The 12,686-nt window shown below is 71.8% G+C and carries 16 protein-coding genes; 11 read left to right on the plus strand and 5 right to left on the minus strand.

Going from position 1 to position 12,686, the window contains the following annotated elements; translation table 11 throughout:
- Position 1: 1 nt before the first annotated feature.
- From ABD143_RS22875 to ABD143_RS22890, 4 genes are read left to right on the plus strand one after another with little or no spacing between them, the layout of a single operon-like run.
- Positions 2 to 877 carry an AAA family ATPase gene (locus ABD143_RS22875; protein ID WP_343981994.1) on the plus strand — a complete coding sequence of 292 codons (876 nt, stop codon included), beginning with the start codon at positions 2 to 4 and terminating at the stop codon, positions 875 to 877.
- A complete protein-coding gene (locus ABD143_RS22880; protein WP_343981997.1) occupies positions 874 to 2,016 on the plus strand; it encodes a vWA domain-containing protein in 1,143 nt (380 codons plus the stop codon). The genes ABD143_RS22875 and ABD143_RS22880 overlap by 4 nt, the downstream gene beginning before the upstream one ends.
- Positions 2,017 to 2,029: 13 nt before the next feature.
- Positions 2,030 to 2,317 carry a hypothetical protein gene (locus tag ABD143_RS22885; RefSeq protein WP_343982000.1) on the plus strand — a complete coding sequence of 96 codons (288 nt, stop codon included), beginning with the start codon at positions 2,030 to 2,032 and terminating at the stop codon, positions 2,315 to 2,317.
- The gene (locus tag ABD143_RS22890) at positions 2,314 to 2,769 is read left to right on the plus strand and encodes a hypothetical protein (RefSeq protein WP_343982003.1); all 456 of its coding nucleotides are present in this window, start codon (positions 2,314 to 2,316) and stop codon (positions 2,767 to 2,769) included. The genes ABD143_RS22885 and ABD143_RS22890 overlap by 4 nt, the downstream gene beginning before the upstream one ends.
- A 95-nt stretch (positions 2,770 to 2,864) precedes the next feature.
- Here the strand turns inward: ABD143_RS22890 and ABD143_RS22895 are convergent, their stop codons facing one another.
- From ABD143_RS22895 to ABD143_RS22905, 3 genes are all read right to left on the minus strand, one after another.
- Positions 2,865 to 3,824, minus strand: coding sequence for a M56 family metallopeptidase (locus ABD143_RS22895; protein WP_343982005.1), 960 nt, complete (start codon positions 3,822 to 3,824; stop codon positions 2,865 to 2,867).
- Positions 3,821 to 4,219, minus strand: coding sequence for a BlaI/MecI/CopY family transcriptional regulator (locus tag ABD143_RS22900; protein ID WP_343982008.1), 399 nt, complete (start codon positions 4,217 to 4,219; stop codon positions 3,821 to 3,823). Before ABD143_RS22900 ends, ABD143_RS22895 begins: the two co-directional genes overlap by 4 nt.
- 314 nt (positions 4,220 to 4,533) lie before the next feature.
- The gene (locus ABD143_RS22905) at positions 4,534 to 5,853 is read right to left on the minus strand and encodes a vanadium-dependent haloperoxidase (protein WP_343982011.1); all 1,320 of its coding nucleotides are present in this window, start codon (positions 5,851 to 5,853) and stop codon (positions 4,534 to 4,536) included.
- A gap of 180 nt (positions 5,854 to 6,033) precedes the next feature.
- On the opposite strand from ABD143_RS22905, the gene ABD143_RS22910 reads away from it, so the two are divergent.
- The 3 genes from ABD143_RS22910 to ABD143_RS22920 all read left to right on the plus strand — a co-directional run bounded on the left by ABD143_RS22910 (position 6,034) and on the right by ABD143_RS22920 (position 8,092).
- Complete coding sequence (locus ABD143_RS22910; protein WP_343982014.1) at positions 6,034 to 6,621, plus strand: sigma-70 family RNA polymerase sigma factor; 588 nt, start codon at positions 6,034 to 6,036, stop codon at positions 6,619 to 6,621.
- A gap of 332 nt (positions 6,622 to 6,953) precedes the next feature.
- The gene (locus tag ABD143_RS22915) at positions 6,954 to 7,397 is read left to right on the plus strand and encodes an RNA polymerase sigma factor (RefSeq protein WP_379659718.1); all 444 of its coding nucleotides are present in this window, start codon (positions 6,954 to 6,956) and stop codon (positions 7,395 to 7,397) included.
- Entirely contained in the window at positions 7,394 to 8,092 is a 699-nt protein-coding gene (locus tag ABD143_RS22920) for a Rieske (2Fe-2S) protein (RefSeq protein WP_343982020.1), read from the plus strand. Before ABD143_RS22915 ends, ABD143_RS22920 begins: the two co-directional genes overlap by 4 nt.
- A gap of 101 nt (positions 8,093 to 8,193) precedes the next feature.
- Here the strand turns inward: ABD143_RS22920 and ABD143_RS22925 are convergent, their stop codons facing one another.
- Positions 8,194 to 8,697 (minus strand): COG4315 family predicted lipoprotein, encoded by a 504-nt coding sequence (locus ABD143_RS22925; protein ID WP_343982022.1) that lies wholly within the window; start codon positions 8,695 to 8,697, stop codon positions 8,194 to 8,196.
- Between the two features lie 291 nt (positions 8,698 to 8,988).
- Between ABD143_RS22925 and ABD143_RS22930 the strand changes: the two genes are divergently transcribed.
- The 4 genes from ABD143_RS22930 (at position 8,989) to ABD143_RS22945 (ending at position 12,135) form a co-directional block, all read left to right on the plus strand.
- Positions 8,989 to 10,368: an ABC1 kinase family protein gene (locus tag ABD143_RS22930; RefSeq protein WP_343982026.1), complete on the plus strand. Its 1,380-nt coding sequence runs from the start codon at positions 8,989 to 8,991 to the stop codon at positions 10,366 to 10,368.
- Positions 10,338 to 10,661, plus strand: a complete 324-nt coding sequence (locus tag ABD143_RS22935) for a DUF3040 domain-containing protein (RefSeq protein WP_343982029.1) — start codon at positions 10,338 to 10,340, stop codon at positions 10,659 to 10,661. Before ABD143_RS22930 ends, ABD143_RS22935 begins: the two co-directional genes overlap by 31 nt.
- 62 nt (positions 10,662 to 10,723) lie before the next feature.
- Positions 10,724 to 11,839, plus strand: coding sequence for a lysylphosphatidylglycerol synthase transmembrane domain-containing protein (locus ABD143_RS22940; protein ID WP_343982032.1), 1,116 nt, complete (start codon positions 10,724 to 10,726; stop codon positions 11,837 to 11,839).
- Entirely contained in the window at positions 11,821 to 12,135 is a 315-nt protein-coding gene (locus tag ABD143_RS22945) for a dihydrofolate reductase family protein (protein WP_343982034.1), read from the plus strand. The genes ABD143_RS22940 and ABD143_RS22945 overlap by 19 nt, the downstream gene beginning before the upstream one ends.
- A 48-nt stretch (positions 12,136 to 12,183) precedes the next feature.
- On the opposite strand, the gene ABD143_RS22950 is transcribed toward ABD143_RS22945, so the two are convergent.
- Entirely contained in the window at positions 12,184 to 12,444 is a 261-nt protein-coding gene (locus ABD143_RS22950; RefSeq protein ID WP_379659702.1) for a WhiB family transcriptional regulator, read from the minus strand.
- Between the last annotated feature and the right edge of the window lie 242 nt (positions 12,445 to 12,686).

The raw sequence follows: 12,686 nt of genomic DNA on the forward strand, positions 1-12,686 counted from the left end.
CGTGCAGCCGACCAGCGTCGCCGAGCTGACCGAGGCGCTGCGCCGGGGCGACTACCTCGCCGACCGCGGGCTCGCGACCGCCGTGTTCGTCGCGCTGTCGCTGCGCCGCCCCCTCCTGCTGGAGGGCGAGCCGGGCGTCGGCAAGACCGAGATCGCGAAGGTGCTCGCCGCCGTGCTCGGCCGCGAGCTCATCCGCCTGCAGTGTTACGAGGGCATCGACACCGGGCAGGCGCTGTACGAGTGGGACTACGCGCGCCAGCTGCTGCACATCCGTGCCGTGTCGGACCGCGGTGACGCCGCGGACGACGACGCCGTCGACGCGCTGTTCGGGCCCCGGTTCCTGCTGGAGCGCCCACTGCTGCAGGCCGTGCGCGCCGGGGATCGCGCCGTGCTGCTGGTCGACGAGATCGACCGCGCCGACGACGAGTTCGAGGCATTCCTCCTGGAGATGCTCTCGGACTTCCAGATCACGATCCCCGAGGTCGGCACGGTCGCCGCGAGCGCGCCGCCGCTGGTGGTGCTCACCTCCAACCGCACCCGGGAATTGCACGACGCGCTGAAGCGGCGCTGCCTCTACCACTGGATCGACTACCCCACGCTGGAGCGCGAGGTCGAGATCGTCACCGTGCGGGAGCCCGCGGTGAGCGCGGAGCTCGCCCGCAAGGTGGTGGCCGCGGTGCACCGCCTGCGCGAGCTGGACCTCGCGAAGCCGCCCGGCGTCGCGGAGACCATCGACTGGGCCCGCACGCTCGACTTCCTGGGGGAGGAGACGCTCACCGCGGACGCCGCCGACCTGACGCTGGGTTCGGTGCTCAAGGAGCGTGAGGACATGGCGGTGGCCCGCGACCACCTCGACGAGATCACCTCCCGCACGTGACCGGTTCCCCGCTCGTCACGGTGCTGGTGGCGTTCGGCCGGGCGCTGCGCGCGGAGGGGATCGCGGTCGGCTCCGGCGACATCTCCACCTTCTGCGCGGCGATGGCGCCGCTCGACCCCACCGACCTCGTGGACCTGTACTGGGGCGGGCGCACCACGCTCGTCTCCCGCCGCGAGGACATCCCGGTCTACGACGAGGTGTTCCGCGCCTACTTCCTGGGGGAGCGCAACCCGGTCGAGGAGGTCCTCACGCTCACCGCGCAGGCAGGCGCCGACGCCACCGCCGTGCTGCAGGTCCCGGCCGTGGACCCGCCCGCGCGGGACAAGGAGCAGGAGGAGGACGAGGCCCGGCTGGGGCTCATGGCCGCCGACGCGGAGACGCTCCGGCACCGGTCGTTCGCCGCCTGCACTCCCGACGAGCTGTGGGAGCTGCGCCGGATCATGGCGCGGATGCGGCTCACCCCGCCTCGGCGCCGCACCCGCCGCACCCGCCCGGCGCGCCGCGGCCGCCGTCCCGACATGCGCCGGACCGTGCGGGCGTCGCTGCGGATGTACGGCGAGCCGGTGCAGCTGCGCTGGCGGCTGCGGAAGCGCAAGCTCCGGCCGCTGGTGCTCCTGCTCGACGTCTCCGGTTCGATGGCCGACTACTCCCGAGCTCTGCTGCAGTTCGCGCACTCGGCCCGGCGCGCCGCCCACGGCGTCACGGGGCAGAAGGTCGAGGTGTTCTGCTTCGGCACCCGGCTCACCCGCATCACGGTGCCGCTGCGCCGCCGCAGCCCCGACGACGCGCTCGCCGATGCCGCCGAGCTGGTCGTCGACTGGGAGGGCGGCACACGGATCGGCGGCGCGCTCGACGAGTTCGTGCGGACGTGGGGCAGGCGCGGGGTGTGTCGCGGGGGAGTTGTGGTGATCTGCTCCGACGGGCTCGACCGGGGCGACCCCGACCTGCTCGCCACCGCGATGGAACGGCTCGGGCGGCTCTGCCACCGGGTCGTCTGGATGCACCCGCACGCGGGGGAGGGGTTCCGGCCGCAGACCGTGGGCATGCTGGTGGCCGAGCCGCACATCGACGTGCTCCTGTCCGGGCACGACCTGGACAGTCTCGCCGAGCTGGCCGGGCTGCTGCCCGAGCTGGGGTAGGAGGGAACGCGCAGTGATCAGGTGGAGCGTCGGGATCGAGGCCGAGGGTGACCGCGTGATGGAGCTCGCCGAGATCGTCGAGCCGGCCGACGCGGTCGCGCTTAGGATCGCCTCCGGCATCGGGAGCACCGGCTACGGCGCGCAGCTCCTCGTGGTCGCCGCCACCCGGGAGGAAGCGATCGAGCTGGGCCGCAGCGCGTTCGCCGCCGCCGTCACGACCGCGGGGCTGCCGGCCTTCCCCGTGGTGCGGGTGGAGGCCGTCAGCGAGCCGGAGGACGCGGCCGACGGGGACGACGGGTGATCCGCCTCGGCTCGCTCGCGGGCTACGCATTCTCCGGGCCGCGGCTGCTCGGCGGGTGGACCCCGCCTGCCCGTCCCGGCGTGTACGCGGTGCTCTACAAACCCGACCCGGTGACGAAACCGGAGCGCTACGCGGTGACCTACGTCGGGCACGCCGACGACCTCACCGCGGCGGGTCTCCCGTTCGCCCACCCGCGCGCCGCATGCTGGACGCGCCGCGCGGGGTCGCGGTGGAAGGTGCACGTCGCCTACCTGGAGGTCCCGGGCGGGACCAGGGCGCACCGGGAGTCGATCGCGCAGGAGCTGATCGCCGTCTACCGCCCGTCCTGCAACGAGCAGCAGTACGACAATGCGTGGCGGGCCGAGTGGATCGGCGAGTACTCCGACGCCCCGAACACGGCTCCGCTCCCGCCGGCGCCAGGAAAGCCACATTCAGGACCGCAGTCGCGCTGATGCGCTTCCAACGCGGGAACGTCGCACATCTGCGCAAGGCAGGTCGGCGATCGTCACGGGGATCCCATGCCAGGTGCGGCTGCGTCGGCCCTGGGCTATTGAAGCGCGATGAGGGCGGGCGCCGCAGCGAGGACGAGCGGCGCCACGGTCAGCGCCACGACCGCCGCGCGGGTGATCGTCTGGCCCCGGCGGGGCAGCTGGTCCGGGGGGCGCAGGAGGCGGTGGATCCGAGCGACGGTGTCAGCCCCCGCAGAGGTCAGGGTCAGCGTCGAGGCCGCCCTGTCCGGAGCACTGCCTGTTGCCGGGCGACCACGGGACGCGACGGCGACCAGCGCGCTCGCGAGCACGTGGGGCTCGTGGTGATCCGCGGCGAGTTCGTCGGCGTCCATCTCCAGCAGCCGGCCCACCCGGGCCGGGGTCTCGCGCAGCAGAGGCAGGATGGGCAGCGCTGCGGCGGCGAGCGCTGCGGCGGCGTGCCAGCGGTGGTGGCGGGCGAGCAGGTGCGCGTTCTCGTGGGCGAGCACGGCGCCCAGTTGCGGCTTGGTGAGCAGATCGATAGCCCCGCTGGTGACGACGACGGTCGAGTGCCGGCCGGCGACGCTGTAGGCGGCGGCGCCGGGGTAGTCGAGCACCACGGCCGGGAGGTCCGGTCGGGGATGGCCGGCCAACCTGAGCAGCACCCGTTGGCGGCGGCGCTCCGTGCGCCGTCGGTGGGCGAGCCGCCCCGCGGCCCACGCGATCCGCGTTGTGGTCGCCGCGGAGAGAACCTGTCCCGCCGTGACCATCCCGGCCCCGTTCGGCGTGCCGTAGGCGGCGCGCAACCGGACGAGGCACGCTCCGATCAACTGGCCGAGGTCGGTGGAAAGGGCGCTGGCCGGCAGGGCGATCGTCACGCCGGCCAGGACGAGCGCGACGGGCACCGACCAGGCCGCCGCGAGCACCGCCGCCGCGCCCAACCGCGGCGCCCGCAGCGGCCAGCCTGCACGACGGAACACGGCCGGCCCAGCGAACCCGACCACCATCGCGTAGAGGATCAGGGCGCCGCCGACGGTCACGACGCCGTCCCCGGGTGGGGCCCCTCGGCCGCCTCGCGCAGCGCCGCGGCGAGCGCGGCGGCATCCTCCGGGTCGATCTCCTCGACAAAGCGCGCCAGTACCCCGGCCCGATCGTCGCTGATGGCCAGCGCCTCGCGCATGAGCATGGCGGTGTAGGACTGCCGGCTGAGCGCCGGTTCGTAACGCCAGGCCCTGCCGTCGCGGCTGCGTCGCACCCAACCCTTGCGGTGCAGGTTGTCCAGCACCGTCATGACGGTGGTGTAGGCGGGTGCCCGCTGCGGGTGCAGGAGGTCGACCACGTCACGCACGAGCAGCGGGCGTTCCGCGTTCCACAACTGGTCCATCACCGTGGCCTCCAGATCACCGAACGGGCGTGAACGGCGCGGGGACGGCATCGTGTACCTCCGGACTTGGACGAGCGGGCAACCGACGGTCTCCCTACCCATTACACGTACCGGAACCCCCGAGGTATTCATCCCCGAGGTATTCATCGCAGCGCCGAGGCACCCTCTGTGAGGGTCGGTCTGGGATACGGGGCGGGGTTACAGCCTGCGCGTAGAAGCCTGCGCCGCCCACGACGAACGGCGACACGGGGTCCGTGCGTTCCGGCGAGCGCGACCGTGCCGCCCGCGACGCGGTTGCGCGGTCCTTGCCGCTGCCCGGCGCGGTCACGCTTGCTCATCAGTCACTCCTGGTCCGGAATCAGACGTCAACCGCCGGTGGACTGGCGCACCGACAGATCCTCCAGCGCCCGGCCGGCGACTTCGCTGCCGAGCTTCTGGCCCGCCTGGTGATCGATCCGGGTGTGCTGCCCGGACCAGATCCGGCTGAGCCCGGCCTCGTCGGCGGCGTCGGAGAGGCTGGCGAAGCTGCGGGTGACCCCGGGGTCGGCGGCCGAGGTGATCGCGACTGGCTGGTGCGAACCGTAGAAGGCGGTCAGCACGGTTGCAGCCGCCTCGCTGAGCGCGCTGTGGGCACCGGGGTAGGACGGATCGGCGGCGGTGGGCGTCAGTGGCATCCACGTCGGGTCGCCGACGATGCCCGGACTGCGTGCGGAGTCGCCGAGCTGGATCGCGGTGACCGGTCGCCATACGTCGTCGTGGTACTTCGCGTCGTACATTGCAATGGTCGTGTCGGCCAGCGACAGGTCCAGGGCGGAGAACACGCCGGTCGCCTGCGCCAGACTGGCGTGGCGGTCGGCGACCAGTTGCTGTGCGACCTGGTTCCAGGTGTTCCAGACCGGCGTGGCGCTCCAGAACTTGCCGGCCACGGTTTCATCCGGGGTGCGGGTGGTGCTGGAGTCGCGCCCGAGGCTCTTGACTTCGTTGAGCGCGGTCGCGTACGTCGCGCTGCTCACCGATGGCGGTGGGGCCGGGCGGAACTGCTGGGCGTTGTCGAGCAGGAATGGGGTGACCGATCCCCAGCCGGTGTACATCGGCGCCGGGAACTTCGGTGGGGTCGGCCGGTAGTCGCCCGGGCCGGTACCGGCCACGAACGGCGCCGCGGCCGCCGATGAGCCGTCCGAGGACCGCAGGGCGATCAACTGGCGGGCCGCCGCCATGCCGCCCGCGACACCGTCCTGTTTGGCCTGGCCGTCGGGCATGCCGGCCAGCTCGCTTGCCAATCGGCCATCGAGGTCTGAGCGCATCGTGGGGTAAAGGGAGACCAGGACGTCGTGAGCCGCCTGGTCGGCCGCGGCGTCGGGGCGGGCGTCGCCCGCCGCGGGCACCGACGACCGGTAGGGCGGGGCGGCGTGGGTGATCGAGGCGACCGCGTCGTACTCGGCGGCCTGCAGCATCGCGAAGCTGCGGGTGGGATGGACGGTGGCCGGCTGGGTGTTCGGGGTGCCCAGGATCGAGATCAGCTGTCGATTCCAGTCGATCACTGACTGCCCGGATCCCGGAGTATCCGCGAGGCCCGCTGCCGGCGCGGCACTGCTGGACGTCGTTGTCAGCGCCGCGACGGCGACGGCCGCGACCACTGCCGCAGCGCCCCCCATGGTGACGATTGTTCTGGTTGTCGTGCGCATACCTGGCTTCCCTGCCAATCGTGTCGCTCGTGCCGGGCGCGCCCCCTCCGGGCGCGTGCCAACTAGCACGGGCTGCGGGTCCGGCTCGTTCATTGCAAGCCCGGCTCGGCCCTGCAAGCCCGGCTCGGCCCTGCACGCCCGGCTCGGCCCTGCCTGTAACTACTACGCGTATTAGTAGTCATGACCACGGCTCCCGCCCGTCCGCTCCAACCCTGCGCGACCACCGCCCACGTAACCGCGCCGGTCCGGCAACGCTCCGGTTTCGGGGATGCGCTGCGCGCCCTCTACCGCGACCATGCGTCGGCCCTGCTCGCCTACGCCCAGCACTTCACCGACGATCGGCCGGCCGCCGAGGATGCCGTGCAGGAGACGTTCTTGCGCGCATGGCGCCACCTGCCCCGTCTACTCGCCGACGACCGGCCGCTGCGGCCCTGGCTACGGCAGGTGCTGCGCCGGGTCCTGATCGACGCCGCCCGAGCCACCCGGACCCACCCGGTCAGCCTGCTCGACGACACCCTCATCGACCGGGAGGTCGACGGCGGCTACGACGTCCTGCTGGACCGCGGGTTGCTTGCCCGGGCACTGCACCGGCTGTCCCCGGCCCACCGACAGGTGCTGATAGAGATCTACTACCACGACGCCCCAGCCAGCCGTGTCGCTGCGGCGCTGGGCATTCCGGTGGGCACCGTGCGGTCCAGGCTGCACTACGCGTTGGGCGCGCTGCGCCACGAGCTCGCCGGCGCCGAGCCGACTCCGGCTCCAGGTTGACGCTGGAGCGGTTCGCAACAACGCACCGCCGTCTGCGCGACCGTGAGCCCGGTCGTTGTGCTGGGCGAGGATCCTGAAGGAAGCCGGACCTGCCCATCGCCGACATGCGGCTCCTGACACCGGCGTTGCAGCACCGGCCTTGGCACCTACGGTGTAACACGGCAGCGTATCTATTGTCGGGCGGCAGGCGCGTTGCTCGCCACCCACCGGACATGGTCCGGTTGCCGGTGTCGAGGCTGGTGGGCTTCCTGCGGGTCCGCCACAGTTGAAGTGTGGTGGCCGACGAGGTCTACCCGGATTGGGAGGCGGTGTACCGGGACAACATCGACAGGATGTACCGGTTGATGTTCGCGAAGGTTGGTAACCGGCCCGATGCGGAAGATTTGACGGCGGAGGTGTTCGTGGCGGTGTTACGCCCGCTGCGGGTCTCGGCCAGCGTCGGGGAGGTGCGGGCCTATCTGCTGGCCACCGCCCGGACAGTGTTGGCCGAGTACTGGCGGCGCACCCTGGGTAAAGAGGTAACCACGCTCGACGAGGAGCACATCGAGACGGTGTTCGCCGATCCACCGGCCCCGTCGAACGCCCCGCGCCGAACTGCGGCGATCCTGAGCGCGCTGCCCGACCAGTATCGCCGCATCCTCGAACTACGGTTCCTCGATTCCTGTTCGGTGCGCGAGGCCGCGGCCGAGCTGGGCGTCAGCGTGGCCAACGCGAAGGTGTTGCAGCATCGGGCCCTGCGTCGGGCGGCGCAGATAGCGCAGGAGGTGGACCAGTGACCGGGCGTGGGCTACTCCGATACATCGAGGACCTGCTCCGTGGAAACCGGCCCCGGCCCTTCCGCGCCGAGCAAACCGACGTCGCCGAGCTGCGCACCGCAATTGAGTTGCGGGCCGCGCGCCCGGGAAGCGGTGTGCCGCGCGAGGAGTTCGTGACCCAGCTGCGGCGGCGGCTGGCCACCGAGCTTGCCGACACTCCCACCTGGGGGGCCACCCGCATCGTCGGCACCCGGCGCCAGTTCGGGAAAGGTGCCGCGATCGCGGCCGCGGCGGCGGCGGTGGGCGCGGTGGTCGACCACACCCTTACCGCCGGCCGCAGCGACGCCAGGCCGGAAACGGGCCATGCGGCAGACACGTTGACCCCTACGACCGGAGACTGGCGGACGGTAGCGGCCAGCGAACAGCTGCCCGACGGCGCGGTGCGGGCCTTCGACCTGGGCACCATCGCCGGGTTCGTACACCGCACAGACGGCGTCGCGAGGGCTGTCTCCGGTTCGTGCACCCACCAGGGTTGCCGCCTGCTGCTCGACACAACTACCCGACGGCTCGACTGTCCCTGTCACACAACCGTCTTTGCCGTGACCGGCGAGCCGCTCACCCACCAGTTGCCCGTCACGCCCCCGCCCCTGCCCCAGCTCGCCACGCGCGAGGCCAATGGCGCCGTGCAGGTGTACGCGCCTCCCGCCTCCACTTGACGAGCCGGCCCACGGCCGATTCCCGATGTAATCACGCGGCCCTACTTCTTCGCGGCGGTGTCGACAACGGGCGCCATGGCGAATCGTGCGAACGGCGGGAGCTATGACGGATCGATCTTGTCGCCTGCCGAGGTGACCACGTACCAGTGGCCGCCGAACTGGTTGAGGCCCTGCCCGTGCGTGTCGCCGGGGGCGATGTCGCCGGCGAAGTAGTAGAGCGGATGGCCGTTGTAGGTGACCTGCCGGGTGCCATCGCCGCGAGCGGTGGTACCGAACAGCTGAGCCTGTACCGCACCCGAAGCCGTCGGCGGATTGGCGTGGGTGAGCAGCGGCGGCCACACATGTGCACACACTCCGTTGCAGGCTGAGGTGGTGGCGGTGTCGGCCTCGAACAGGTACAGAGTGTGGCCGTTGCTGTCGACCAGCGCAGCTCCCGGCGCGAGCGCCGCGGTGCCCACCCCGGGCGCCGCTGCCGCGGCGGAAGGCGCGCCGTAGTAGACCGCCCCGCTCGGGCCGCCGCCCGACAACGCCGCGTTCAGCCCGATCCCACCGCCGGCCAAAACTGTGGCGGCGAGGACGCCGCCGATGATGTAGTTGCGATTCATTGCAGTTGCCTCCGACGCCGGGGCTCGTGTCCTGAGTGGTGGGGGGGCCTCCGGCGTGCCGCCCACCATCTACTAACACGCGTAGTAGGCAATCGGCGTTCACGAGGCGTGGCTGAACGTCTTGCAACTACTACGCGTGTTAGTAGACATGACCACGGTTCTCGTTCGTCCGCCGCGACTCCCTGCGGCCGCCGCCCACGTTCGGTCTGGACTACGTGATGCTTGCGCGGGTCGTCGGCCCCGCCTCCGTCGAGGACGAGCGCGCCGCGAGGCGTCTGGGGGCGGAGAGCGATGACGAACTCGGCCTACGGCGGGATCCCGCGTGGCGGGATGGCGCGGTCCGCGAGGATCGCCGCGCTGCCGCTGGCGTTCACCGGGCGCGTGGCCGCGAGCTGGGGTCGCCGGCTCGCCGGGGCCGACGCGACGGCGTCGGCTGCGGCGGTGGAGCGTAATGCAGAGCAGCTGTTCAGTGTGCTCGGGCAGCTCAAGGGCGGGGCGATGAAGGTCGGGCAGGCGCTGAGCGTCTACGACGTGATGATCCCCGCCGAGATCGCCGAGCCCTACCACCGGGCGCTGAGCCGGTTGCAGTCCTCCGGGCCGTCGATGCCCGGGCGCGAGGTGCACCGCGTGCTCGACGAGCAGTTGGGCCGGCAGTGGCGGCGGCGCTTCCGCGACTTCGACGACGCCCCCGCAGCGGCCGCGAGCCTCGGTCAGGTGCACCGGGCGGTGTGCACTGACGGGCGCGCGGTGGCTGTGAAGGTCCAGTACCCGGGCGCCGACCTCGCCCTCGGCGCCGACCTGCGCACCCTGCAGCGGTTCTCCCGGCTGTTCACCTTGATCGTCCCCGGGCTCGACGCGCGGGCCGTGATGCGAGAGTTGCGCGAGCGGATGCTCGAGGAGCTCGACTACCGCGCCGAGGGCGACCGGCAACGCGCCTTCGCGGCGGCGTTCGCCGGCGACGAGGCGCTCGTCGTTCCTGCGGTGGTGGCGTCGGCGCCGAAGGTGCTCGTCTCGGAGTGGCTGGACGGGGTGACGCTGGGCGCGATCACCGGGCGCCCGACCGTCGACGCCGCCGACCAATCCCGCCGCGACCGGCACGCGCACACCATCCTCGAGACGATGTTCTCCTCGCCGGCGCGCCTGGGCCTACTGCACGCCGACCCACACCCGGGCAACTTCATGGTGCTGGCCGACGGCCGGCTCTCGATGATCGACTACGGCGCAGTGGCGGCTTTGCCCGGCGGGATCCCACCCGCGCTCGCGCGGATCCTGCGCCACGTCGCCGACGCCGAGCCCGACGCGATGATGGCGCTGCTGCGCGCCGAGGGTTTCGTCGCCCGCGACGTCGCAGCCCAGGATGTCCTGGACTACATCGGCGCGCTGGGCGACCCGCTGCGCGTCGAGCGGTTCCACTTCCACCGGGCATGGATGGAGGCTCAGGGCGAGCGAATGGTCAACCTGCGCGGCTCGGCGTACTGGCAGACCGGGCGCGCGCTGTCCCTGCCCGCCCACTACCTGCTGGTGATGCGGGTGCTGTCGGGGTGGATGAGCATTCTGGCCCAGCTCGACTGCACCGTCGAGGCGCGCGGCCTCGCACAGCGCTGGATGCCCGGGTTCGTCGGCAGGTCGGGGACGAACGAATGTCGCGGGATCGGGCGGTCGTCGTGCTGACCGAGCGGGAACGCCGGGCTCTGCAGGAGATCGAGTTGCAGATCTTGGCCGACGACCCGCAGTTCGCGGCTTCGATGCAACACCCGTCGAATCGGGCGGACCGGTGGGGCCGCCGCGGCTACGACGCGATCATCGCGGTCGCCGCCCTGTCCGCGATGCTGTGCCTGGCGCTGTCGCTGGTCGGCGCCGGCGTCATGGCCGCCCTGCTCGCCGCCGCAACCTCCTACCTACGACCACGCCATGGTCCGCCGCGGCCTGATCAACGGCGGTCGCGACGTCGGACCGAGTGGTGAGCGCGCGCGCGGCCGACGCCGAACCCGTCCCGGTTGAGGGTCTGCGGGCGCCTTCTGGCGCCATGAGTCGGACGCGACGCGGGCGGCACCGGCGGGTGGGCGTCGTCGCCATGGTCGTCGTGGTGCTGGGCGTCGAGCTGGTGGTCGGAGCTCCGGCGCTCGGATCGGCGCTGCACCATCTGCGGGCGCCGGTCTGGTCCTGGATCGGTCTAGCCGTCCTCGCCGAGGCCGCCTCGATGGGGGTATTCGCCCGGATGCAGCGGCGGTTGCTGGCGGCCGCGGGCACCTGGGTGCCGCTGCACCGCGCGGTTGCGCTGGCCTACGCGTCGCACTCGCTCAGCGTGACCCTGCCCGGTGGGCCGGTGTTCTCCACCGCGTTCAACCTCGCGCAGATGCGCCGCTTCGGGGCCTCCCCTGCCGCCGCGGCCTGGACTGTCGCGCTGAGTGGGACGCTGTCCAGCGCCGCGCTCGTCCTCGTCGGGGCCCTTGGCGAGGTCATCGGTCAGCGACATCACGGCCTGTCGGCCGTTGCGATCGACATCGTCGTCGCCTGCGCAGTCGCGGTGGTTGTCCGCGCGCTTGTCCGGCACCCCAACCTGCTCGCGGGCGCGGTGACCCGGGCGCTGAGGGTGGTCAACAGCATGTTGCGACGCCCGGTCGACCGGGGCCGTGTGCAGGTCGTGGCGATCGTCGAGCAGCTCTGCACCGTGCGCCTGCCCGGGCGCGACCTGCTGATGGTGGCGGGGTTCGCGGTGGGCAACTGGCTGTTGGACGCAGCGTGTTTCGGGTTGTCGGCCTTGGCGGTGGGAGCTGATATCCGGAGCCTTGCGACAGTGCTGATCGCCTATACCGCGGGTATGGCGGCCGCGAGCATCCCGCTGGTTCCCGGCGGCCTGGGCGTGGTCGACGCCGCTCTGGTGCTGGGTTTGATCGCCTGCGGCACTCCCGCCGACGCCGCGATCGCCACTACCATCGTGTACCGGCTGATCAGCTTCGGTCTGGTGATCAGCACCGGCTGGGTGTCTTGGCTGTTGATCACACGCACGCACCGCGACCCCGAGGCGCTTACCAGTACGACAACGCGTGGCGGGCCGAGTGGATCGGCGAGTACTCCGACGCCCTCGAACACCGCTCCGCTCCCGCCGACGCCAGGAAAATCGTGTTCTCCACGACCCTGACGGACGCGGCATGGCACAACACCACGCTGGTCCCCGACGATGTCGCGGGAACGATCACCGCCCTCAAGCAGCTACCGGGCAAGGACCTCGCGGTGTTCGGCAGTTCGCGGCTGACGGTGAGTCTGCTCGACCAGGGGCTGGTCGACGAGGTCCGGGTGATGGTCAATCCGACGCTGTTGGGGGCCGGCCCTTCGCTGTTCGCCGGGCTGACCGAGCGCGTCGGGCTTGAACTCCTGCGTTCGACGACCAACCGCTCGGGCACGGTCCTGCTCTGCTATCGACCCGTACGGAGATGAGCGCGCTGCCACACCCGACGCGTGAGGCCCTTGACCTTGGCGGCCGGGTTACGCCGCTCGGCGGTCGGCGCGCGTGCGGCGCCGGAGCGTCCGGCGCTCCAGCTCCGTCGTGCCGCCGAAGATTCCGTGGTCCAGACCGTTGTCGAGCGCGTACTCAAGGCACTTCGCGCGCACAGGGCAACGCGCGCAGACTGCCTTGGCCTGCTCGGCCTGTGTAGCGCCAGGCCCCATCTCGGTCACGGGGAAGAAGAGTTCTGGGTCCTCGTCCTGGCAGGCGGCGCGAAGGCGCCAGTCGTCGTACATGGGCATGAGGTGCCGCCTCCAATCACGGCGAGGTCTGCCCGCGGCGGGTGACCGTGGCGAGCAAGGTTGTTGGTGGGCGCGCCCCACCCGGGGCGGCATAGCGAGGGTGACCGCGGGCGCAGTCGACTACGCCTACACGATGACTCATGCAACGTGCCGTCGCGCGCGAGTTATTCCGGACGTGACGGGCCGACGGTCGAGTAGCCCTTGGCCCGGTCAGTGCTCATCGAAACGCCTGGAAAGCCACG

Source organism: Pseudonocardia aurantiaca, from assembly GCF_039526725.1.
In the GTDB taxonomy this organism is placed as follows: Bacteria; Actinomycetota; Actinomycetes; order Mycobacteriales; family Pseudonocardiaceae; genus Pseudonocardia; species Pseudonocardia aurantiaca.